The sequence below is a fragment of the Salmonella sp. NW38 genome, assembly GCF_051807745.1.
Taxonomy (GTDB): Bacteria; Pseudomonadota; Gammaproteobacteria; order Enterobacterales; family Enterobacteriaceae; genus Salmonella; species Salmonella enterica.
This window is the reverse complement of the sequence record NZ_JAMMTO010000001.1, coordinates 433952-457206: the sequence shown is the minus strand read 5'-3', so window position 1 is coordinate 457206 and position 23255 is coordinate 433952. Positions and strand designations below refer to the sequence as shown.

Genomic DNA, 23255 nt, shown 5'->3' with positions numbered 1-23255 from the left:
AATGAGAAGCAGGTCACAAAATGATTGTCTTTTCGCCAGTAAACGTTTTAAGATCGCGGCCTCACCTTCTCGCAACTAACCCGAAATATTTTTATGACAATCAATCCAGTTTCCCGCAAGGTCGCGTGGCTACGGGTAGTTACGCTTGCTATTGCCGCTTTTATTTTCAATACCACAGAATTTGTGCCGGTTGGTTTGCTATCAGACATTGCTGAAAGCTTTCATATGCAAACCGCGCAGGTCGGCATCATGCTAACCATTTACGCCTGGGTAGTTGCCGTCATGTCGCTGCCTTTTATGCTTCTTACCAGTCAAATGGAGCGCCGTAAGCTACTCATTTGTCTGTTTGTTTTGTTTATTGCCAGCCATGTGCTCTCCTTTCTGGCATGGAACTTTACCGTGCTGGTCATTAGCCGTATTGGCATCGCTTTCGCCCACGCTATTTTCTGGTCGATAACCGCCTCGCTGGCGATCCGCCTGGCCCCTGCCGGGAAACGCGCTCAGGCATTAAGTCTGATAGCGACCGGCACCGCGTTGGCCATGGTGCTTGGGCTGCCGATAGGTCGCGTTGTTGGTCAGTATTTTGGCTGGCGCACCACCTTTTTTGCCATCGGCATGGGCGCATTAATTACGCTGCTATGTCTGATTAAGCTTCTACCGAAATTGCCGAGCGAGCATTCCGGCTCACTAAAAAGTTTACCTTTGCTATTCCGGCGCCCGGCGCTGATGAGCCTCTATGTACTGACCGTCGTTGTGGTGACTGCGCATTACACCGCTTATAGCTATATTGAACCGTTCGTTCAGAATGTCGCCGGGCTCAGTGCGAATTTTGCTACCGTCCTGTTACTGATCCTCGGCGGCGCCGGGATCATCGGCAGCCTTGTGTTTGGTAAACTGGGTAATCGCCATGCCTCGTCGCTCGTCAGTATCGCTATTGCCCTGCTGGTTATCTGTCTGCTTCTGCTGCTGCCTGCGGCGAATAGCGAAGCGCATCTGGCCATACTGAGCATTTTCTGGGGCATCGCGATTATGGTGATAGGGCTCGGTATGCAGGTGAAAGTACTGGCGCTGGCCCCGGACGCGACCGATGTCGCAATGGCGCTATTTTCAGGCATCTTTAATATTGGTATTGGCGCTGGCGCGCTGGTAGGCAATCAGGTGAGTTTGCACTGGTCAATGTCGGCCATCGGCTATATTGGCGCTATACCCGCCTGTGCCGCGCTGGTATGGGCTGTGCTCATATTCCGCAAATGGCCAGTGACGCTGGAAGAACAACCGCATTAAGACATTCGTCTGCCGGGAACAGGTTTCCGGCAGACGAAAATGCGCCTTAGTGGTACGTTTTAATAATTTCCAACACGCCGTTGATAATAAATTGCACGCCCATACACACCAGCAGGAATCCCATTAAGCGGGAGATCGCTTCAATCCCCCCTTTCCCCACCAGCCGCATAATAGCGCCAGAACTGCGTAAGCATCCCCACAGGATCACCGCCACGGCAAGAAAAATAATCGGCGGCGCGACCATAATGACCCAGTCGGGAAACTCGCCGCCATGACGCACTGTGGAAGCGGAACTGATGATCATTGCGATGGTCCCCGGTCCTGCGGTGCTTGGCATAGCCAGTGGAACAAACGCAATATTGGCCGTCGGTTCGTCTGCCAGCTCCTCCGATTTGCTTTTCGCTTCCGGCGACTCATGCGCCTTCTGCTGCGGGAAAAGCATTCTGAAGCCGATAAACGCCACGATTAACCCCCCGGCGATCCGTAGCCCTGGAATCGAAATACCGAAGGTGTTCATGACTAACTGCCCGGCATAGTACGCCACCATCATAATAGCGAAGACATAAACCGAAGCCATATAGGACTGCCGGTTGCGTTCCGCACTATTCATATTGCCCGCAAGGCCAAGAAACAGCGCCACGGTGGTTAGCGGATTGGCTAACGGGAGCAGTACGACCAGCCCCAATCCAATCGCTTTAAACAAATCCATCATAATACTATCTCTTACCCATCAGCGTTTCATGAACCGGAAGTATAAAGTGAAATTGCCCAGGCGCGCCATTTCGCCAGTGTGCGAATTAATATCCTCTACAACATATAACCTGTAATTATCAATTAGTTACAAGTTATCACAGCACAATACCCCGGACGCCTTTTAGCAAATCGTGGCATCGGCCAATTCATTTAGTTGACTTATACTTGCCTGGGCAATAGTATCTGACGAAACTAATTACTTGCCGGGGCAACCATTTTGAAAAGCACCAGTGATCTGTTCAATGAAATCATTCCGCTGGGTCGCTTGATCTACATGGTAAATCAAAAAAAAGATCGCCTGTTAAATAACTATTTATCCCCGCTGGATATCACCGCAACACAGTTTAAAGTGCTGTGCTCGATACGCTGCGCGGGATGTATTACCCCGGTTGAACTTAAAAAAGTGCTGTCTGTCGATCTCGGCGCATTGACGCGGATGCTCGACCGCCTGCTGTGCAAAGGCTGGATCGAAAGACTGCCGAATCCTAATGACAAACGCGGCGTACTGGTGAAGCTAACGCCGGACGGCGCGGCAATTTGTGAGCAATGTCATCAACGACCAGGGCAAGACCTGCATCAGGAATTAACAAAAAACTTAACGGCGGACGAAGTGGCAACGCTTGAGTATTTGCTCAAGAAAATTCTGCCGTAGACAAAAAAGAGGTATGACGATGTCCAGACGCAACACTGACGCTATTACTATTCATAGCATTTTGGACTGGATCGAGGATAACCTGGAGTCGCCGCTCTCACTGGAAAAAGTGTCTGAGCGTTCAGGATATTCCAAATGGCACCTGCAACGGATGTTTAAAAAAGAGACCGGTCATTCATTAGGCCAATACATCCGCAGCCGTAAAATGACGGAAATCGCGCAAAAATTAAAAGAGAGCAACGAGCCCATTCTCTATCTGGCGGAACGCTATGGCTTTGAGTCACAGCAAACATTGACCCGGACGTTCAAAAACTATTTTGATGTGCCGCCACACAAATACCGGATCACCAATATGCATGGCGAATCACGGTATATGCTGCCGCTGAACCATGGCAACTACTAGTTTGTTTATGCGCCACGCGAAGAGCACCATGAAAATGCTGTTTCCCGCCCTGCCGGGTCTGTTACTTATCGCCTCCGGATATGGCATTGCAGAACAAACTTTGTTACCTGTAGCGCAAAATAGCCGCGATGTGATGCTGCTGCCCTGTGTAGGCGATCCGCCAAATGACCTTCACCCCGTGAGCGTGAACAGCGATAAGTCAGATGAATTAGGCGTGCCCTATTATAACGACCAACACCTTTAACCTCTTTGCCCCGTTTTGCGGGGCATTTTTTTAGTACCGTCTGGCTATACGAGTTCGTCGCTATTACCTCGCGGCATAGTCTGAAATTAGCGTTTGTCTTCTTAGTAACATAATGCCTCATCCCCTGACGCGCGCAGTACGGCGCACACGAAATCCAAACACATTGATATAGAGTCCAGCCATAATCAGTACTGCGCCCGCAAGTTGCATCCCGGTCAACGTTTCCCCGAGTAACACCGCGGCGCTCGCCAGCCCGACTACGGGCACCAGCAATGATAACGGCGCCACGCGCCAGGTCTCATAGCGCCCCAGTAACGTGCCCCAGATGCCGTAGCCAAGTATAGTGGCGACAAAAGCCAGATAAAGCAGCGACAATATCGTCGTCATATCGATGGTAATAAGGCTTTGCGTAATGTGCTCCGCCCCCTCCAGTAGCAGCGATGACAGCAGGAACGGCAGGATCGGGATCAGCGCGCTCCAGACCACCAGCGACATCACCGCCGGGCGCGGACTATGTTGCATAATTTTTTTATTAAAGATATTGCCGCAGGCCCAGCTAAATGCCGCCGCCAGTGTCAGCATAAATCCCGACATCGCTATATGCTGTCCGTTGAGACTGGCTTCAATCAATACCAGTACACCTATAATCGCCAGGGCGATCCCCGCTAACTGCTTACGTTGTAACCGCTCACTAAAAACAAACGCCCCCAATGCCATGGTAAAAAAGGCCTGCGCCTGTAATACCAACGACGCCAGTCCTGCGGGCATACCAAACTTTATCGCGCAAAAGAGAAAGGCGAACTGCCCAAAGCTTATCGTCAGGCCATAGCCCAGCAACAGCGTAAGCGGGACTTTAGGCCGGGCGACAAAGAAAATTGCCGGAAACGCCACCAGTAAAAATCGTAATCCTGCCAGCAATAATGGCGGCATATGGTGCAGGCCTACTTTGATGACAACAAAATTGAGCCCCCATACGACAACCACCAGTAACGCCAAAAAACCGTCTTTACGCGACATCATCGGCCCCTGTCATTATTAAAATTTTGTAAAAAGGTAAGTTATCGGAAATCAGTGCGCCATAACAGGACTTTTCTTTTTACCGTGAGCATGGCATTGAACAACACACGATGGGCAAAATCCTGCGTTATGGTATGTTAAGACTACGCTATAGCGTATAGACATCATGCTTTTGCGGGCACGGTAGATTAAAACGTCCCGATACGTAACCTCCATTTCAGGCAGGAAAAATGAATCCAGGATTGAGACGTTCGACGTTGGCTCTACTCGCCTCATCGCTGTTATTGACAATTGGACGCGGCGCCACGCTCCCCTTTATGACCATCTATCTTAACCGTCAGTACGGTTTAGGCGTGGATCTGATTGGCTACGCGCTGACCAGCGCGTTAACGATTGGCGTCATTTTTAGTCTTGGCTTTGGAATTCTGGCGGACAAGTTTGATAAAAAGCGCTACATGTTACTCGCGATTATCGCCTTCGCCTGCGGATTTATCGCCATCCCAATGGTGCATAATGTCGTACTGGTTGTCCTGCTTTTTGCGCTTATTAACTGCGCCTATTCGGTTTTTTCTACCGTCCTGAAGGCCTGGTTCGCCGATAATCTCACCGCGACAACAAAAACACGGATTTTTTCGCTCAACTATACCGTACTCAATATCGGCTGGACGGTTGGCCCGCCGCTCGGCACGCTGCTGGTGATGCAAAGCATCAATTTACCCTTCTGGCTTGCCGCTATCTGTTCCGCATTTCCGCTGGTCTTTATTCAGGTATGGGTGACACGTTCGGTTGCCGCCAGCGAGGGGAAAAATGCCGCTATCTGGTCTCCCTCCGTTCTGCTGCGCGACAAAGCATTATTGTGGTTTACGCTTTCGGCATTTCTGGCCTCCTTTGTGGGGGGCGCCTTTGCGTCCTGTATTTCACAGTACGTTATGGTCGTTGCCGATAGCGGCTTCGCGGAAAAAGTGGTAGCCGTCGTCCTGCCGGTTAATGCGGTTATTGTGGTCAGTTTGCAATACGCCGTGGGCCGTCGACTTACCGCCGTCAATATTCGACCAATGATGACGACCGGCACCGTCTTTTTTATCGCTGGGCTCATCGGATTTATTTTTTCAGGCGACAATCTGTTTTTTTGGGGGCTTTCAGCGGCAGTATTCACGATTGGCGAAATTATTTATGCCCCCGGCGAATATATGTTAATTGACAACATTGCGCCTGCCGGGATGAAAGCCAGCTATTTTTCAGCGCAATCGCTGGGCTGGCTGGGTGCGGCGGTAAACCCGCTGGCCAGCGGCGTCATCCTGACGACACTTCCCGCCTGGTCGCTTTTCGTTGTCCTGATAATCGCCATTGTGTTCGCCTGGGCACTGATGTTAAAAGGAATGCGGATTACCCCTACGCAACAGGCTATCACCTGTTAATTATCTGCAGCCAGTGATGTGCGCAGTTTCTGGCGCACCGGGTTAACCCTATATATTGCAGGCTAATTATCTGCTGTCACTGCGGTAATTCAGGAATATTCCTGGGCGCTGACGAAAATATTCTAATGCTTTACCCTTCCAGTAAAATAAATACGCAATTCAGACTTTGCTTAAGTATAAATTAGTACTATAGTCTGTACGAGGTTTTTTAAAAAAAGAGGATGCACGCTAAAATAAGGAGAAACGAGATGTTAGGCAGTATTAACCTTTTTATCGTTGTATTAGGAATTATTTTATTTTCCGGATTTCTGGCCGCCTGGTTCAGTCACAAATGGGATGATTAATGAACGGAGATAATCCCTCGCAGAGCCGGCCCCTTGCTGCATCGTTGCGCAAGGGGCCGCTTTTGTCTGGATGGCAGGCAAAAAAAACCGCCGGTTCACCAGCGGTAAATGCTTGCATGGATAGATTTGTGTTTTGCTTATACGCTACCGGGCAAATTCTTGCGAGGATAACGGATCGCTAATGACTGTAGCACCGTCAATATCAATGAAGCTTAAACGATACGCAACCAGACCTGAATAAGACATTATGGGACCTTTTTGTCCCCCAGGCGCTTTTACAAGACCCATGGTATCAGGCCAGCCGCGTGCCTCGTATGGCTGACCTGGAGATTGCCGGTTAGCGCGCGTTATTTTTGCAGTCGGTTCACGCGAACAAGCGGTTCCTTCGCTTTCTTGTCCAGACTACCGTTAATGTTGATCATTTGATCCGGCTGAACTTCCCGCCCATCAAATACGGCGGAAGGAATTATCACGTTAATCTCGCCGGATTTATCACGAAATACATAGCGATCGTCGCCTTTATGATCAATAAGGTTGCCGCGCAGCGAAACGGTCGCGCCATCATGCAGGGTTTTTGCCTGTTCGATGGTCATTTTTTCTGCATCATCCGTACCGCGATAACCATCCTCAATAGCATGAGGCGGCGGCGGTGCCACGTCTTTTTTTAATCCCCCTTGATCATCCGCTAGCGCGTAAGGCATTATCAGCAAACTTAAAAATGCAGCCACCGGTAGTTTCATGCTCTCTCCTTAATAACGTCTATTTGACGTATTAAGTCTGGCCGCTATTTTTAGTTTTTACAAACATGAATTTACCCGCAGGATATTAAGCAATAAAATCAACCCATCCGGATTAATATGCAACCGATATCAGCGCCGGTGAGCACGAAAGCGTAACGGCGTAATAGTTAACTCGCCACATCGCTGAAGTCATATGCATCAACGTCTTGATAGCAATTCAGAATAATCGGCTTTATTTTTTGAGGATAATGGCCTTACGCATAATCAATGACAGTTATCGCCGTAAGAAAGTAAGCAAGTTATGCAACAACGGGTTTGTTGGTAACTGGATAAAATAATCATTTACTGACAATGTCATAAAATAAATATGCCATACTTGAGAAGAACGAACAGATTTCATTTGTCTCTGTAACGGAAAAATAAACGATGAGATTAGAACAGCACGATATTGTCACCCTTGATGAAGCCGAAACCGTCGATAGCCTGACAAAAAAACTTGGTGATTTACTGGTTAACCAGAAACTCCGTCTGACCACTGCAGAATCCTGCACTGGCGGGAAACTGGCTTCAGCATTGTGCGCAGCAGAAGATACGCCCTCATTTTACGGTGTGGGTTATGTCACCTTTACTGATGAAGCCAAAGCAAAAATCTTGCGCGTACAACGCCACAGTCTTGCCGAACATACCGCCGTCAGCGAAGCGGTCGTTACTGAAATGGCACAGGGCGCTAAGGATCAGGCTGAGGTCAATATCAGCATAGCGATCAGCGGCTATGGCGGTCCGGAAGGCGGCGAAGATGGCACGCCGGCGGGCACCGTTTGGTTTGCCTGGAATATTAACAATACAACTTTTACAAGCCGACAACATTTCAACGGAGATTGTCAGGAAGTATTGGAAAAATGCGTACGCTTCGCCCTCGCTGAATTGCTTTTTCTGTTAACGAAGAAAGCATAAAAAATAATTTCATCTGACCGGTCAGAATAACTCACGGTCAGAATAAAAAAATGCGAGCCTATGGCCCGCATCGTATGCGCAATATTTCAGAATATATTTACGAAATATCAGGAGTAAAATTAATTGCCGGATTTCCGTCCGCCACTGTGGCTATTCTGGCCACCTTTTTTACCCGCTTCAGATGCACGCTGTGGGTCGTTTTTAAAGTTCCCACCGCTATGCTGGCCGCCTTTACGACCTGCTTCTGAGGCTTTCTCTTTATCTTCTGCAAAATTACCGGAACCGCCGCGATGTTCTGCCATAATATAATCCTCATGATGATGTTGCGTTTTAAATATGATATGTCTTCTCATATCATGTGATACAGTTCTAAATCTAGTCGCCCTGTGCGCAGTGTCAAATTCATTTCTGCATTATTTACATAATACCACCACATGGCAGAAAATATATTTTTTGAAAACATCAACAGCGAAGCGGTAATAAATCTTTGGCAATCAAGCCACCACGGTAAAATAAGTAGAAAAATCCGAATGCACGCCCTTGTTATATTCAGACAACTTAACCCCATAAATTTAACTGGCTGTCATCAGAAGTGCAGGATTCATTTTCAGGCGGTTGTTCGACAGTGCCGAACAACCGTATCAGCTTAGCGATCGAGCCCACGATATTGCAACATGGGGTCAATATGCGGTTCATGTCCACGCCAGGCTGAATAAAGCGTTTCTAAATCAGTACTATTCCCCCGGGAAAGGATAGCATCACGAAAACGCTGCCCGTTTTCACGCGTCAGGCCGCCCTGCTCTACAAACCATTGATAACCGTCATCCGCTAACATTTGCGTCCACAGGTAGGCGTAGTATCCCGCTGCGTAGCCGCCGCCGAAGATATGGGCAAAATAACTGCTGCGATAGCGGGGCGGCACTGCCGGTAAATCAAGATGCTCGGCGGCCAGCGCCTGCTGCTCGAACTCAGCGACAGACTGCTCTGCTACGCTCTCCTCCAGCATATGCCAGCGCATATCCAGCAATGCGGCGCCGAGCAATTCAGTCATATCGTAACCTTTATTAAATAAACTCGCCTTGCGCATTTTTTCCTGTAAATCAGCAGGCATTTTTTCACCGCTGTCGACATGACGCGCGTAGCGTTCGAACACACGTGGATGGCTCGCCCAATGCTCATTAATCTGGGACGGAAACTCGACAAAGTCGCGGGGCGTATTGGTACCTGAAAGCGTGGCATAGCGCTGGACGGCAAACAAACCATGTAACGTATGACCAAACTCATGGAAGAGCGTAATAACGTCGTCCCAAAGCAGTAATGCAGGCTGCCCATCAACCGGTTTCTGATAGTTACAAACATTGTATATAACGGGCCGGGTTTCATTGAGTGTGGATTGCTCGACAAAATTCCCCATCCACGCGCCGCCGCTTTTCGAGTCCCGCGCGAAGAAGTCGCCATAAAATAACGCCATGCCGACACCATCGGAATCGAAAATCTCCCACACCCGAACATCAGGGTGATACACCGGAATGTCAAAACGCTCGACGAAGGTGATGCCGAATAGCTGGTTGGCGGTCCAGAAAACCCCCTCTTGCAAGACCGTATTTAAGGCAAAATAGGGCTTCAGTTGCGCTTCATCTAACGCATATTTTTCCCGCCGTACCTGTTCGGCATAGAACATCCAGTCCCAGGCCTGAACGGTGTAGCCGCCCTGCTCACCCTCAATGACGTTCTGAATTTCCGCCTGTTCATTGAGTACACGCTGACGCGCTGGCGGCACAATGCCACGCATAAAGCTCAGTGCGGCTTGCGGCGTTTTCGCCATCTGATCGGCCATTTTCCATGCGGCATAATTGGGGAAACCCAGCAGTTTTGCCTGACAGCGACGAATCTCTACCAGACGCTGAACGATAGCGCGGGTATCGTGGGCATCTCCTTTTTCCGCCCGAGTCCATGACGCTGCGAATAAATTTTCGCGAGTCTGGCGATCGCGCAGTGTAGCAAGCGCAGGCTGTTGCGTCGTATTAAGGAGCGGAATGAACCAGCGCTCCTCCAGGCCTTTTTCACGCGCCGCTTCAGCAGCGACGGTCATTTCTTCCGGGCTTAATCCTGCCAGGCAATGCGCGTCATCGACCGCCAGCCCGCTCGCTTTACTTGCCGCCAGCAGACGCTGATTAAACTGACTCATTAAGGTCGCGGATTCAGTATTCAATACCTTCAGTCGCGCTTTATCCTCTTCGGCAAGCTGCGCGCCTGCCAACACAAAACGCTGATGGATCACATCGACCAACCGTAGCGACTCATCATCCAGCCCCAGTGAGTGACGCTGTTGCCAGACGGCATCCACGCGAGCGAATAACGCGCTATTCAGATAAATATCGTTGGAGAGCGCCGCCAGCTCGGCAGAAAAGGCCTCATCCAACCGCTGGAGTTCATCGTTAGTGTGCGCGGCCGTCATCGCGAAAAAAACGCTGGTGACGCGTGACAGAAGCGCCCCGCTTTGCTCCAGCGCCAGAAGCGTATTCGTAAAATCAGGGGCCGCCGGATGATTGACGATGGCCTCGATTTCCACGCGTTTTTGCCGCACGCCCTCATCAAAAGCAGGACGATAATGGCAATCTTTGATCCGATCAAAACGCGGTGCCTGATAAGGCAACATACTCTGGTCTAACAAAGGATTCGTCGACATTTTTCACTCCTGAAAATAGGTTGATCATAAGAGTAAGCTTCCCCCTATGCTGACCGCAACCGTGTTAACCAGGATTACCCTTTCATAAACGCCGCGTGCTATGGTAATACAACACAAAAAGCGTTGAGGAACTGTGTGATGATCGTTTTAGTAACTGGAGCAACCGCAGGGTTTGGCGAGTGCATTGCACGCCGTTTTGTTGAGAATGGACATAAAGTCATTGCCACGGGACGTCGTCATGAACGCCTGCAAGCGTTAAAAGATGAGCTTGGCGAGAACGTATTGACCGCCCAACTGGACGTGCGCAACCGCGCGGCCATCGAAGAGATGATGGCCTCTCTGCCTGCGCAGTGGCGCGATATTGATGTGCTGGTCAATAACGCCGGTCTGGCGCTGGGTCTTGAACCGGCGCATAAAGCCAGCGTAGAAGACTGGGAAACTATGATCGATACTAATAATAAAGGCTTAATTTATATGACCCGCGCCGTGCTGCCAGGAATGGTCGAACGTAATCGCGGTCATATCATTAACATCGGTTCAACCGCCGGCAGTTGGCCTTATGCTGGTGGCAACGTCTATGGCGCGACGAAAGCCTTTGTGCGCCAGTTTAGCCTGAATTTGCGCACGGATTTACACGGCACGGCGGTTCGCGTGACCGACATTGAACCGGGTCTGGTTGGCGGTACCGAGTTTTCCAGCGTCCGTTTCAAAGGCGACGATGAGAAAGCGGGTAAAACTTACGAAAATACCACCGCGCTCACGCCAGAAGACATTACCGAAGCGGTATGGTGGGTGGCCACGCTCCCCGCGCATGTGAATATTAATACCGTTGAAATGATGCCTGTTACCCAATCCTTCGCAGGGCTCAGCGTCCACCGTAGCTAAGGGGTTATACCCGGTCTGCGGGCCGGGTAATCCCTGGCAAACGTATCTGCAACCAGAAACATGATCGGTATAGACCACCACGGAAAAGTGGTAGAGTATCCGGGTCAACCGCCTAAAAAGTAAGAATGAATGACCGTCGAAACGCAGCTTAACCCTACACAGCCTGTCAACCAGCAAATTTACCGTATTCTTCGGCGTGATATCGTGCATTGTCTTATCCCGCCTGGCACGCCGCTATCAGAAAAAGAGGTCTCAACCCGTTTTAACGTTTCGCGTCAACCGGTGCGCGAGGCTTTTATAAAGCTGGCGGAAAATGGGTTGATTCAGATCCGCCCTCAGCGCGGTAGTTATGTGAATAAGATTTCGCTTTCTCAGGTACAGAATGGCTGCTTTGTTCGGCAGGCGATCGAATGCGCGGTAGTCCGCCGTGCGGCGGCGATGATCACCGACAACCAGTGCTATCAGCTGGCGCAAAACCTGCACCTGCAACATATTGCCATCGAGCGCAAACAGATTGATGATTTTTTCCAGCTTGATGACGATTTCCACCAAAAGCTGGCGCAGATCGCCGATTGCCAGTTAGCGTGGGATACCATTGAAAATATCAAAGCGACAATCGACCGGGTTCGCTATATGAGTCTGGATCATGTTTCTCCGCCGGAGATGTTGTTGCGCCAGCACCATGATATTTTCTCCGCGCTGGAAAATCGTGACGGCAATGCGGTTGAGAGCGCAATGACCCAGCATTTGCAGGAAATTAGCGAATCCGTTCAGCTTATCCGTCAGGAAAACAGCGGCTGGTTTAGCGAAGACTAACCCCCCTTTAACGTCGGGGTGAGACGCCTTCTCCGCTTTCTCACCCTGCACATTCCCGCCTAAAAAGCCGTGAGCTTGATCAAAAACAAAAAAAATCCGCAACGAGAAGCGTATTTATATGTCGCCCGTCATGCGGGGAAACCTGCGGGCTTTGGCTGTAAGTTTGAAAGGAGAAAACACCATGATGACATACGATCGTAACCGTAACGCAATCACTACCGGTAGCCGGGTCATGATAAGCGGCACGGGTCATACCGGGATTATCAAAGCCATTGAGAGCGAAGGTCTGGATGCAGGTCAAATTCGCCGCGGCAAAACGGTGATTGTCGAAGGTTGTGAAGGTAAATTCGCGCCGGTCGAACTGATTCGTCTTGGCATGAACTGATACCACTGGCCGCTAAGAACCGCCCCGGCCTTCCCGGTAGCATAATGCTACCGGGTCTCTGTTGCGCTATTTCAACCGCTCGGCATATTTCGCCACGCTCGCTTTCGCGCCATATGTCAGTAAACTGTCATAGGCTTCTTGCACTTTTTGCGTAAACCGCGCCGCCTGCGGCAAATCGTTGCCGAAAATTTCAGCCATTCCCAGCAGCGCCTTAACACGACTTGCGCCTTCTTCACTGTTTGCCACGGCGCGCTGAATAACCGGCAATAGCGGATCGCTAATGTCGATCGCCTTGCCCTGCTCATCCACGCCGCCAACGTAACGCATCCACCCCGCCACGCCCAGTGCCAGCAAATCAAAATCGCTATGATTAGCAAGATGCCAGCGAACGGAGTCCAGCATACGCTGCGGAAGTTTCTGGCTACCATCCATCGCAATCTGCCAGGTACGATGACGCAGCGCCGGATTACGGTAACGCGCAATCAACTGATCGGCATAACGCTGTAAATCTACCCCCTGGACTTTCAGCGTTGGCGCCTGCTCGCGTAACATTAACGCCTGCGCGGTCAGACGATAGTTGTCGTCATCCATACAGTCATTAATATGCTGATAGCCGGCAAGATACCCCAGATAAGCCAGGAATGAATGACTGCCGTTAAGCATCCGCAGTTTCATCTCTTCAAACGGAACCACGTCGGCGACCAACGTCGCGCCCGCGTTTTCCCACTGCGGACGACCCGCCACAAACGTATCTTCTATCACCCACTGGCGAAACGGTTCACAGGCAACGCCCGCCGGATCGCGCACGCCGGTCAGTTGTTCGATTTTATCCAGCGTCTCCGGCGTGACCGCAGGGACAATCCGATCAACCATGGTTGACGGAAATGTCACGTTTTGCTCGATCCATATCGCCAGTTCCGCATCCACCTCCCGGGCGTAAGCCGTCACAACCTGACGCGTCACATGCCCATTTTCCGGCATGTTATCGCAGGACATCACGGTAAATGCCGGTAAGCCTGCGGCTTTACGACGCGCTAACGCTTCGACAATAATACCCGGTGCCGTTAGCGGTTGATGCGGATTTTGCAGGTCGGCGGCAATCATGGGATGCTCCAGCAGAAGTTGGCCCGTGGCTGGCGAATGACAATACCCTTTCTCGGTAATGGTCAGAGACACAATCGCTATTTGCGGTTCGCACATCACCGCCAGCACACGTTCCAGACCATCAACCTGGACATGCAACGCCGCTTTGACGACGCCCACCACACGCGCCGTCCAGGCATCCGCCGACATCTCCGCCACGGTATAGAGGTTATCCTGCTGCTTTAGATCGGCAATCTGCTGTTCGCCGCCAATAAGATTAACCTCATAATAGCCCCAGTCGCTATGCTGCTCCGCAGCCAGAATATCTGTATAAACCCCCTGATGCGCGCGATGAAACGCGCCAAAACCGAGATGGACCATCCGCGCCGCCAGCGCCGCGCGATCGTAATCAGGAAGCGTCGCCTTTGCCGATAAAAGCCTGTTTTGCATTTTATAACCTCTATATTCTGAAAGCGGAACAGTCGCAGAGTAACGCCTGCCCTGGTGCATTTGGATTTACGCTAATTAAACAAAAGTGACCGGACAGCATGGCCGAAACCGTATTAGCGTTCCGGCCATACCGCCGACACGATTTAACTCGTCTGAGTTGCGGAGTGGCGTAACTTCTCTGCCGCTGTCGCTTCCGCCGCATCCTCAGGCAAGCTCAGATCGCGATCTCTGACCTCCGGCATCAACAGCGCAGAAATCAGACCAATACACGAGTAGAGCACCAGCATAATTAAGATGGGCAGCCAGGAATCGGTCATGTTACAAAAGATTCCTGCGAGGACGGGGCCAAAACCGACCGCCACCAGCCCCCCTGCCTCTTTTGAAATCGCCATCCGGGTGAAGCGATTACGCGATCCGAAAATTTCCGCCATGGTGATGTTTTCCAGCGCAAATAATCCCAGCACGGCAAAGTTATGAATAACAATGAGCGCCGCCATAATTACGCCAGGGCTATACGTTTTATCTACCACAATAGACAGCATCGGCCAGGCGAGAATAATCGCGGAGATATTCAATATTATATACGGCAGCCGACGACCGTATTTATCGGACAACCACCCCAAGAGTGGGATAGTGATAAACCCAATTACGGAACTTATCATTAACGCATCGGTTGGGATAGATTTGTTAAATAATAACGTCTGAACTAAATATCCGGCAAGGAAGGTTTGAATAAGCCCGGAATTCCCCGCCTGTCCAAAACGTAAACCGGTGGCCAGCCAGAAAGATTTGCTGGTAAACATCGCGCCCAATGTATTTTCTGACGCAGACGTTAACGCTGGCGATTTTTCGCCTTCGCTTACTTTTTCGAATACCGGACTTTCTTTCAGATTCATTCGCAGCCAGATCGCGAATATCATGACAACGACGCTCGCCAGGAAAGGAATACGCCATCCCCAGGCGATCAGCTGTTCGCGTTCAAGCGCAAAGAACATCACCGCCCAGATCGCCGTCGCGCTCAACGTACCGCAGTTGGTGCCCATCGCAACCAGCGAGGAAATGATGCCACGCTTTCCTTTCGGCGCATACTCGGCCAGCATGGTACCCGCGCCGGAAATTTCCGCCCCGGCGCCCAGCCCCTGTATAATTCGCAATGTCACCAGTAATACTGGCGCAAAAATGCCGATTTGCGCATACGTCGGCAGTACGCCAATCAGCGTGGTGCAGATCCCCATCATGGTGATGGTAATAAACAACACTTTTTTTCGTCCGATGCGGTCGCCCATTTTACCAAAAACAAAGGCGCCGATGATTCTGGCTATATAACCTGCACCATAGGTGCCCATTGCCAGGATAAGCGCCATCGCGGCAGACTGTTCCGGAAAAAATATCTCATGGAAGACCAGAGCCGCGCCTAGTGAATATAACTGAAAATCCATAAATTCAAGCGCGGTGCCTAACCAGCCAGATACGGCAGCGCGCACTAAATCCTGAGTCGATCGTTCATGCTTTATTTGTGTCATATAGGCAATCTCTAAGAGGTAAGATGCGTACCACTTACTCGCAATTATTTATATTATTTCGCAAACGTGAGTAAGACTTTGCAGCATTGACGCTGGTCTTTCTCGAAAAGCTCAATCGCGTCGGTGACATGTTGATAATCAAATGTATGCGTTATCAGCTTATCCGGATCAATAAGCCCTTTATTCAGCCAGTCAATCACGACCGGGAATTTATTGGCATTAAGACGCGATGAATAAATAGCCAGCTCTTTTCCGGTAATACCCTGCTGTACAATCTCACACGGGTCGCTGGAAAATCCCATCAGGACAATGCGTGCCGCAGGCGATGCGAGGGTAATCGCCTCTTGCAGGATAGCGGGATGACAGGCGGCATCGACAATCAAGGTCGGCTTTAGCGCCTTCTGCTGTAGAAATTCCGCCAGTGAATGTTGACCATTATTGAGGGTCCAGTCAGCGCCGCTCTGCTTCGCCATAGCTAAACGCTCTTCAATGCGATCAACGACTATGACCGTTTTAACCTGATAAACCCCCTTCAGCGCCTGTACGGTCGTCAGTCCCATCGGGCCAGCGCCATAGATAAGCGCCACGTCCTGCTCGGTTGGATTCACCTGCCCCGTCACATTTGCCGCAATGGTAAACGGCTCAACCATGACGGCATGATGATCTGCGATGTTGTCCGGTATGCGATGAGCATTACGGGCCGGCGCCACCGCATACTCGCTAAAACCGCCGTCACGATGCACGCCCAGCACCACCAGCGAGGTACACACATTGGGTTTACCGACTGAACAAGGGTAACAATGCCCGCAACTGATCACCGGATCGACGGATACCCGTTCTCCTATCCGGTCGTGATTGACGTTGTCGCCTACCGCGTCGATGACACCGAAAAATTCATGGCCTATGACACGGGGATATTTTGCAAAGGGATTATGTCCCCGATAAATATGACTGTCGGAACCGCAGATACCCGCCAGTCTCACTTTAATACGAACTTCGCCCGGCGCAGGCTGCGGAAGCGCGCGCGTTTCGATAGTTAATGTATTCGGTTTTTCGATTACGATGCTTTTCATTTTTCGCTCCTTACCAGTTCCACAGTGTGCCGTCTTCCAGGCGGGCCACCGGCAAATAGGCTGGATCGTACGGATATTTCGCCGCCAGTTTTTCATCGAACTCAATGCCCAGTCCTGGCTTGTCGCCCGGATGCATATAGCCGCCCTCGAACGTCCAGTTATGCGGGAAAACCTCCAGCATCTGTTCGGAGTAGCCCATATACTCCTGTACGCCAAAGTTAGGCACCCACAGGTCGAAATGTAATGCAGCGGCCATACAAACCGGCGACAGATCGGACGGCCCATGCGAACCGGTACGCACCTGGTAGAGCGAGGCAAAATCGGCAATGCGGCGCATCCCGGTAATACCACCGGCATGGGTAAGCGTGGTGCGGATATAGTCAATCAATTGCTCTTCAATGAGCTGTTTGCAATCCCAGATACTGTTAAAGACTTCGCCTACCGCAATCGGCGTGACCGTATGCTGGCGGATGAGGCGGAAGCACGCCTGATTTTCAGCCGGCGTCGGGTCTTCCATCCAGAACAAACGATAGTCTTCAATACATTTGCCAAAGCGGGCAGCCTCAATAGGCGTCAGTCGGTGATGCATATCGTGCAGAAGATGTTCATTAAAACCGAACGTATTACGCACGGCGTCAAACAGCTTTGGCGTAAAATCGAGATACTTTTCCGTTGACCACAATTGTTCTTCCGGCCACTGGCCTTTTGTCGCGGGCTCATAGGCCAGCCCCTTGCCTTTCGCCATGCCGTAGGTGGTTTTCATCCCCGGAACGCCGCACTGCACGCGGATTGCTTTGAACCCTTGCTCTTTATGACGCGCGTAGTCTTCCAGCACATCGTCGATGGTGTGGCCTGTGGTATGGCAATACACCATGACGCCTTCACGAGAAGCGCCGCCGAGTAACTGATACAACGGCATATTGGCGGCTTTGGCTTTAATATCCCATAGCGCCATATCAACCGCGGAAATGGCGGACATGGTGACAGGGCCACGGCGCCAGTACGCGCCTTTGTAGAAGAACTGCCAGATATCTTCGATGCGGCGAGCATCCCGCCCGATGAGCTGTGGGCACAGGTGATCGGTAAGGTACGAGGCCACCGGGAGCTCGCGTCCGTTCAGGGTGGCATCCCCCAGACCGGTGATCCCGTCTTCCGTGGTTATCTTTAAGGTGACGAAGTTACGCCCTGGACACGTAACAAAAACTTCAGCCCCTACAATCTTCATGTTTATTCCTTACATCGCATTATGGGATGCAGGAAATTTACCCAACTGAGCTACTACCATACAAGTATATTAATGTAAAAAGCGCTGCCAGATCACAAAATGTTCTGGTCGCGCGGCAATGTTACGTACGTCCCCATCCGACGACGATAATCAGCATTCCACACAGCGCGATCAGCGCGCCGCACCAGTCATAAACCGTGAGCCGGACGCCATCGACAACACGTAACCACAGGAGCGCAGTACAGACATATACCCCACCGTAAGCCGCATAAACCCGCCCACTCGCCGCCGGATGCAAGGTCAAAAGCCAGACGAATAACGCAAGTGACGCGGCGGCGGGCAGAAGCCACCACATGCTGGCGCCGCGCTTAAGCCATAGCCAGGGAAGAAAACATCCAATGATTTCACAGAGGGCGGTGACAAAGAAAAGCAGAGTCGTCTTTAGCATGAGATTCATTTGGTTACGAAATGATAAGTGATAATACAACAGAATATCGTTACGGTTATCCGGCCATTCTTGTGTATATGCCAGGCATAAGGATTGGTGTAGAATTTACAGGTGGTTTACCGCTTTTTCCCCTCTAATGAAAGGATGTTGTGATGAACAATACGCTGAGCAAACGCCTGTGCCTGACGGCAATGCTTACGTTGGCGGCCGTTGTATATACTACTTCCGCATTCGCTGAAACCAGTAAACTGGTGATTGAATCAGGAGATAGCGCACAAAGTCGTCAGGAAGCGGCGATGGAAAAGGAACAATGGAACGACACTCGCAGTCTGCGCCAGAAAGTGAATACCCGCGCAGAAAAAGAGTGGGACAAAGCCGATGCCGCCTTTGATAACCGCGATAAATGCGAGCAAAGCGCCAACATCAACGCCTATTGGGAACCCAATACGCTGCGGTGTCTGGATCGTCGTACAGGTCGCGTTATTACGCCCTGATGCAGGATAACTAAAAGGAAGTGTAAGGATACAGTATGACAAGTGACTACAAGGTCAGACTGCGCCCGCTTGAGCGTGAAGATTTACGATTTGTCCACCAGCTTGATAATAATGCCAGCGTTATGCGTTACTGGTTTGAAGAGCCGTATGAGGCTTTTGTCGAACTGTCGGATCTCTACGACAAACACATCCACGACCAAAGCGAACGGCGCTTTGTCGTCGAATGCGATGGTGAAAACGCCGGGCTGGTAGAACTGGTGGAAATTAACCATGTGCATCGGCGGGCGGAATTTCAGATTATTATCTCGCCGGAGTACCAGGGAAAAGGCCTGGCGTCACGCGCGGCCAAACTGGCGATGGATTACGGATTTACCGTACTCAATCTCTATAAATTGTATTTGATCGTCGATAAAGAGAATGAAAAAGCGATTCACATCTACCGTAAACTCGGCTTTAGAGTAGAAGGCGAGCTGATTCATGAGTTCTTCATTAACGGCGAATACCGTAACACCATCCGCATGTGTATCTTCCAGCAGCAGTATCTGGATGAACATAAAACGTCCGGTTCTACGCTCCTGAAACCCACCGCGCAGTAAACGCGGCGCGGCAGTCACGGAGAGTCGCACCGCGCCCGGTTTAGTAGTAATCGATACGATTTTTAATGGTGTAATGGTGGGACACTGCCGGCTTAACGCTCTCATCGACGATAACAAGCCGGCAGTCAACAGGGTTCGCGTACGCATCATATTCGCAGCTCTGTGTGACGTTGCCGACCTGTCGATCATCCACCCGGCTGACTGCCGTGTAATCCAGCTTTTTACGCGGGTCCGCGGAGGGTTTTGCCGTCACAGAGAGCGTATTCTGCGAGTTTATGGTTGTCTTACCTAGCGGATAACCTTCGCTATCATAGCGATACTCGACTTTCATCTCTTTGCCCGTCGCCGATACCACAAAACCGTTGTCGTCCGTTTCCCAGGTCACGCCCGCCGAAGGCAACGCCGCCAGCTGGCACTTCCCCTGTAACTGCACCTTTTTTTCCAGCGTCTGAGCATCCCGGTAATAATTGGCATCCAGCACGAGCGCCAGCCCCGTATTATTCTCCAGATCGTGTAACTCAAGCGTATCAAAACAGCCTTCCTGTGAAAGCGTACCGATGACCTGCTTCGCCACTTCGCCATTCTCACTCATCAATGTCTGGCTGAAATCCTTTACCGGACCACGTAATGGATCAAAATCAAATTCGTTCGAAAAACTGGCCATTTCCGGCGTAAAAGACTCAAGGGATTTCGGGTTATCACAACCTGCCAGTATCATGCACAATAACGTCAGTAAAAGGGGTTTCTTCACACGTATCACCAGGATGAAAAGATATTTATCATCATATTAGCAAATACAGTTATTTACACGAAAAATGCTAAGCTTAGAACATCGTCATTAATCACAGGAGTTCATGATGAAAATCGCAACTGCAATAGCCGCTCTGGCGTTAGTTAGCGCCCCCTCGCTGGTGATGGCGGCACCGGGATCGTGCGAGAGAGTAAAAAGCGATATTGAACAACGTATCATCAATAACGGCGTGCCGGCGGATAATTTTACGCTCACTATCGTTCCTAACGACCAGGCCGATCAGCCGGACTCACAGGTGGTGGGCCATTGCGCGAACGACACGCATAAAATTCTTTATACCCGCACCAACAGCGGCAATGCGCCTGCCAATACCTCTCCCGCTCAGGACGGTTCATCCGCCGAACCGCAATAACCTCCTCCTGCCCTCCGGGTCCGGAGGGTAACGCTCTTTGACATGGATTAATAATCCTTACTCCCAAAGGGGTAAACTCATTACATCATTAGCATGTTAATAATTTCGTTATAGTTATCAATATATAGCGAAATAATAACGACAATGGAGTGAGTGATGCCCGGAGAAAAGCAACAAACAGGCGTTAGCCGCAGGACGTTAGTGAAATCAGCGGCGCTTGGCTCACTGGCGCTGGCTGCCGGAGGCGTATCTTTACCGTTTGGGATGCGTACCGCGGCCGCGGCGGTGCAGCAGGCCATGCGCAACGAAGAAGATAAAATCGTCTGGGGCGCCTGTTCGGTCAACTGCGGCAGTCGCTGCGCCCTGCGTCTGCATGTAAAAGATAATGAAGTCTGGTGGGTTGAAACTGATAATACTGGCGACGATGTCTACGGTAATCATCAGGTTCGCGCCTGTCTGCGGGGCCGTTCAATCCGTCGGCGCATTAACCATCCGGATCGCCTTAACTATCCCATGAAACGCGTTGGCCGCCGCGGCGAAGGCAAATTTGAACGCATTAGCTGGCAGGAAGCGCTGGACACCATTAGCGCCAGCCTGAAAAAGACCGTAGAGACCTACGGCAATGAAGCCGTTTATATCCACTATTCATCCGGCATCGTAGGCGGCAACATAACCCGCTCGTCGCCTGCCGCCTCGCCGGTGAAGCGTTTGATGAACTGCTACGGCGGTTCGTTGAATCAATACGGCTCATACAGTACCGCGCAAATTTCTTGCGCCATGCCCTACACCTATGGCTCCAACGACGGCAACAGCACGTCTGATATCGAAAACAGTAAACTGGTGGTCATGTTCGGCAATAATCCGGCTGAAACACGCATGAGCGGCGGCGGCATTACCTGGTTTCTGGAGCAAGCGCGTGAACGCTCAAATGCGCGCATGATCGTGATAGATCCGCGCTATACCGATACCGCTGCCGGACGTGAAGACGAGTGGATACCGATTCGCCCCGGCACCGACGCCGCGCTGGTGGCGGGAATTGCCTGGGTATTGATTAACGAAAATCTCGTTGACCAGCCTTTTCTCGACAACTATTGCATCGGCTACGATGAACAGACCCTTCCGGCTGACGCGCCCCCCAATGGCCATTATAAGGCTTATATTTTGGGCCAGGGCGAGGACGGTATCGCCAAAACGCCGCAGTGGGCGTCACACATTACCGGCATCCCCGCCGATCGGATTATCAAACTGGCGCGCGAGATAGGTAGCGTCAAGCCGGCCTACATCTGTCAGGGTTGGGGACCGCAGCGTCAGGCGAACGGCGAACAAACCGCTCGCGCCATCGCCATGTTACCGATTCTGACCGGCAACGTCGGCATTCATGGCGGTAATAGCGGCGCACGCGAATCCACTTACACCATTACCATTGAACGTCTGCCGGTCCTGGAGAATCCCGTTAAAACCGCCATCTCCTGCTTTAGCTGGACGGACGCCATTGCGCGCGGCCCGGAAATGACCGCCCTGCGCGACGGCGTACGCGGCAAAGATAAGCTGGATGTCCCGATCAAATTTCTATGGAACTACGCTGGCAACACCCTGATTAATCAGCATTCGGATATTAATAAAACCCATGAAATTCTTCAGGATGAAGCGAAATGCGAAATGATTGTGGTCATCGACAATTTTATGACCTCTTCCGCGAAGTACGCCGATATTTTACTGCCGGATCTCATGACCGTCGAACAGGAAGATATCATCCCCAATGATTACGCCGGCAATATGGGATATCTGATTTTTATTCAACCGGCGACGACGCCTAAGTTCGAGCGCAAGCCCATCTACTGGGTACTCAGCGAAATCGCCAGACGCCTCGGCGACGATGTGTATCAGCGGTTTACCGAAGGCCGTACCCAGGCGCAATGGCTGCAATATCTGTACGCCAAAATGCAGGCAAGAGATCCGGCATTGCCCGCGTATGACGAGCTGAAAAAAATGGGCATCTATAAACGTAAAGATCCCAACGGCCATTTTGTCGCCTATAAAAAATTTCGTGAAGATCCGCAGGCCAATCCGTTAAAAACGCCGTCCGGTAAAATCGAAATCTACTCAAGCAAACTCGCTCACATCGCCAGTACCTGGGAGCTGGCGGAAGGCGACGTGATAAGCCCACTGCCGATTTATACCCCTACTTTTGAAGGATGGGACGATCCGAAACGGAGCACCTTCCCGCTACAGCTGTTTGGCTTTCACTATAAATCCCGTACCCATTCAAGCTACGGCAATATTGATGTTCTGCAGGCCGCCTGTCGCCAGGAGGTGTGGATAAATCCGCTCGATGCGCAAAAACGCGGTATCGCGAATGGCGACAGGGTTCGCGTCTTTAACGATCGTGGAGAGGTGCGTCTACCCGCCAAAGTCACGCCGCGTATTCTGCCGGGCGTCAGCGCGATGGGTCAGGGCGCATGGCATAATGCGGATATGGCTGGCGATAAAATTGACCACGGCGCCTGCATCAATACGCTCACGACGCTGCGTCCTTCCCCCCTGGCAAAAGGGAATCCTCAACATACAAATCTGGTGGAAATCGAAAAAATCTAAGCCGCCTGCTCCGGGACGTTT

General features: G+C 51.1%; 25 protein-coding genes. 14 read left to right on the top strand and 11 right to left on the bottom strand.

Annotated features, from left to right (window positions below; genetic code table 11):
• Positions 1 to 93: 93 nt before the first annotated feature.
• Positions 94 to 1284, top strand: a complete 1191-nt coding sequence (locus NA624_RS02410; RefSeq protein ID WP_000154613.1) for a sugar transporter — start codon at positions 94 to 96, stop codon at positions 1282 to 1284.
• Between the two features lie 46 nt (positions 1285 to 1330).
• Here NA624_RS02410 and NA624_RS02405 read toward each other — a convergent pair whose 3' ends face one another.
• Positions 1331 to 1996 (bottom strand): MarC family NAAT transporter, encoded by a 666-nt coding sequence (locus tag NA624_RS02405; protein WP_000968968.1) that lies wholly within the window; start codon positions 1994 to 1996, stop codon positions 1331 to 1333.
• A gap of 258 nt (positions 1997 to 2254) precedes the next feature.
• Here NA624_RS02405 and marR point away from each other — a divergent pair, with 258 nt between their 5' ends.
• Genes marR through marB form a run of 3 tightly spaced genes read left to right on the top strand, consistent with a single transcriptional unit; the run spans position 2255 to position 3336 of the window.
• Positions 2255 to 2689 carry a multiple antibiotic resistance transcriptional regulator MarR gene (gene marR, locus NA624_RS02400; RefSeq protein WP_000843434.1) on the top strand — a complete coding sequence of 145 codons (435 nt, stop codon included), beginning with the start codon at positions 2255 to 2257 and terminating at the stop codon, positions 2687 to 2689.
• A gap of 19 nt (positions 2690 to 2708) precedes the next feature.
• On the top strand, positions 2709 to 3092 hold the full coding sequence (gene marA / locus NA624_RS02395; protein WP_000091194.1) for an MDR efflux pump AcrAB transcriptional activator MarA: 384 nt from the start codon (positions 2709 to 2711) through the stop codon (positions 3090 to 3092).
• Positions 3093 to 3120: 28 nt separating this feature from the next.
• A complete protein-coding gene (gene marB, locus NA624_RS02390; protein WP_000783049.1) occupies positions 3121 to 3336 on the top strand; it encodes a multiple antibiotic resistance protein MarB in 216 nt (71 codons plus the stop codon).
• Between the two features lie 117 nt (positions 3337 to 3453).
• Here the strand turns inward: marB and eamA are convergent, their stop codons facing one another.
• Positions 3454 to 4356, bottom strand: coding sequence for an O-acetylserine/cysteine exporter (eamA, locus tag NA624_RS02385; protein ID WP_000987754.1), 903 nt, complete (start codon positions 4354 to 4356; stop codon positions 3454 to 3456).
• A gap of 227 nt (positions 4357 to 4583) precedes the next feature.
• Between eamA and ydeE the strand changes: the two genes are divergently transcribed.
• Both ydeE and mgtS read left to right on the top strand, forming a co-directional pair.
• On the top strand, positions 4584 to 5771 hold the full coding sequence (gene ydeE, locus NA624_RS02380) for an efflux MFS transporter YdeE (RefSeq protein WP_001068050.1): 1188 nt from the start codon (positions 4584 to 4586) through the stop codon (positions 5769 to 5771).
• 248 nt (positions 5772 to 6019) lie between these two features.
• Positions 6020 to 6115 (top strand): protein MgtS, encoded by a 96-nt coding sequence (gene mgtS / locus NA624_RS02375; protein ID WP_000901531.1) that lies wholly within the window; start codon positions 6020 to 6022, stop codon positions 6113 to 6115.
• 347 nt (positions 6116 to 6462) lie between these two features.
• Here the strand turns inward: mgtS and NA624_RS02370 are convergent, their stop codons facing one another.
• On the bottom strand, positions 6463 to 6855 hold the full coding sequence (locus NA624_RS02370) for a YdeI family stress tolerance OB fold protein (RefSeq protein WP_000775494.1): 393 nt from the start codon (positions 6853 to 6855) through the stop codon (positions 6463 to 6465).
• A 426-nt stretch (positions 6856 to 7281) separates the two neighbouring features.
• On the opposite strand from NA624_RS02370, the gene NA624_RS02365 reads away from it, so the two are divergent.
• Positions 7282 to 7809, top strand: coding sequence for a 2-oxo-tetronate isomerase (locus tag NA624_RS02365; RefSeq protein WP_001235362.1), 528 nt, complete (start codon positions 7282 to 7284; stop codon positions 7807 to 7809).
• A 119-nt stretch (positions 7810 to 7928) separates the two neighbouring features.
• Here the strand turns inward: NA624_RS02365 and NA624_RS02360 are convergent, their stop codons facing one another.
• Positions 7929 to 8111 (bottom strand): general stress protein, encoded by a 183-nt coding sequence (locus NA624_RS02360; protein WP_000807642.1) that lies wholly within the window; start codon positions 8109 to 8111, stop codon positions 7929 to 7931.
• A 344-nt stretch (positions 8112 to 8455) separates the two neighbouring features.
• Entirely contained in the window at positions 8456 to 10498 is a 2043-nt protein-coding gene (gene dcp / locus NA624_RS02355; RefSeq protein ID WP_000106279.1) for a peptidyl-dipeptidase Dcp, read from the bottom strand.
• Positions 10499 to 10636: 138 nt separating this feature from the next.
• On the opposite strand from dcp, the gene ydfG reads away from it, so the two are divergent.
• The 3 genes from ydfG to ydfZ all read left to right on the top strand — a co-directional run bounded on the left by ydfG (position 10637) and on the right by ydfZ (position 12584).
• Entirely contained in the window at positions 10637 to 11383 is a 747-nt protein-coding gene (ydfG, locus tag NA624_RS02350; RefSeq protein ID WP_000636564.1) for a bifunctional NADP-dependent 3-hydroxy acid dehydrogenase/3-hydroxypropionate dehydrogenase YdfG, read from the top strand.
• Between the two features lie 129 nt (positions 11384 to 11512).
• On the top strand, positions 11513 to 12199 hold the full coding sequence (locus NA624_RS02345; protein ID WP_000215562.1) for a GntR family transcriptional regulator: 687 nt from the start codon (positions 11513 to 11515) through the stop codon (positions 12197 to 12199).
• 181 nt (positions 12200 to 12380) lie between these two features.
• On the top strand, positions 12381 to 12584 hold the full coding sequence (gene ydfZ / locus NA624_RS02340; RefSeq protein ID WP_000989267.1) for a putative selenium delivery protein YdfZ: 204 nt from the start codon (positions 12381 to 12383) through the stop codon (positions 12582 to 12584).
• A 66-nt stretch (positions 12585 to 12650) separates the two neighbouring features.
• Here the strand turns inward: ydfZ and NA624_RS02335 are convergent, their stop codons facing one another.
• The 5 genes from NA624_RS02335 to NA624_RS02315 form a co-directional block, all read right to left on the bottom strand.
• Positions 12651 to 14117: a mannitol dehydrogenase family protein gene (locus NA624_RS02335; RefSeq protein ID WP_001181248.1), complete on the bottom strand. Its 1467-nt coding sequence runs from the start codon at positions 14115 to 14117 to the stop codon at positions 12651 to 12653.
• 143 nt (positions 14118 to 14260) lie between these two features.
• On the bottom strand, positions 14261 to 15640 hold the full coding sequence (locus tag NA624_RS02330) for an MFS transporter (protein WP_000192119.1): 1380 nt from the start codon (positions 15638 to 15640) through the stop codon (positions 14261 to 14263).
• 53 nt (positions 15641 to 15693) lie between these two features.
• Positions 15694 to 16713, bottom strand: a complete 1020-nt coding sequence (locus NA624_RS02325; protein ID WP_000836501.1) for a Zn-dependent oxidoreductase — start codon at positions 16711 to 16713, stop codon at positions 15694 to 15696.
• 10 nt (positions 16714 to 16723) lie between these two features.
• Positions 16724 to 17938, bottom strand: a complete 1215-nt coding sequence (rspA, locus tag NA624_RS02320) for a starvation-sensing protein RspA (protein ID WP_000706265.1) — start codon at positions 17936 to 17938, stop codon at positions 16724 to 16726.
• Positions 17939 to 18059: 121 nt separating this feature from the next.
• A complete protein-coding gene (locus NA624_RS02315) occupies positions 18060 to 18386 on the bottom strand; it encodes a YnfA family protein (protein WP_000921387.1) in 327 nt (108 codons plus the stop codon).
• A gap of 152 nt (positions 18387 to 18538) precedes the next feature.
• Between NA624_RS02315 and NA624_RS02310 the strand changes: the two genes are divergently transcribed.
• On the top strand, positions 18539 to 18880 hold the full coding sequence (locus NA624_RS02310) for a DUF1283 family protein (protein ID WP_001066440.1): 342 nt from the start codon (positions 18539 to 18541) through the stop codon (positions 18878 to 18880).
• Positions 18881 to 18915: 35 nt separating this feature from the next.
• Positions 18916 to 19476 (top strand): spermidine N1-acetyltransferase, encoded by a 561-nt coding sequence (gene speG / locus NA624_RS02305; protein ID WP_000199997.1) that lies wholly within the window; start codon positions 18916 to 18918, stop codon positions 19474 to 19476.
• Between the two features lie 40 nt (positions 19477 to 19516).
• On the opposite strand, the gene NA624_RS02300 is transcribed toward speG, so the two are convergent.
• Positions 19517 to 20227, bottom strand: a complete 711-nt coding sequence (locus tag NA624_RS02300) for a YnfC family lipoprotein (RefSeq protein ID WP_000743114.1) — start codon at positions 20225 to 20227, stop codon at positions 19517 to 19519.
• 103 nt (positions 20228 to 20330) lie between these two features.
• Here NA624_RS02300 and NA624_RS02295 point away from each other — a divergent pair, with 103 nt between their 5' ends.
• Complete coding sequence (locus NA624_RS02295) at positions 20331 to 20639, top strand: DUF1161 domain-containing protein (protein WP_000975514.1); 309 nt, start codon at positions 20331 to 20333, stop codon at positions 20637 to 20639.
• Positions 20640 to 20795: 156 nt separating this feature from the next.
• Positions 20796 to 23234 carry a selenate/tellurate reductase subunit YnfE gene (ynfE, locus tag NA624_RS02290; protein WP_001117610.1) on the top strand — a complete coding sequence of 813 codons (2439 nt, stop codon included), beginning with the start codon at positions 20796 to 20798 and terminating at the stop codon, positions 23232 to 23234.
• The last annotated feature ends 21 nt before the right edge of the window (positions 23235 to 23255 follow it).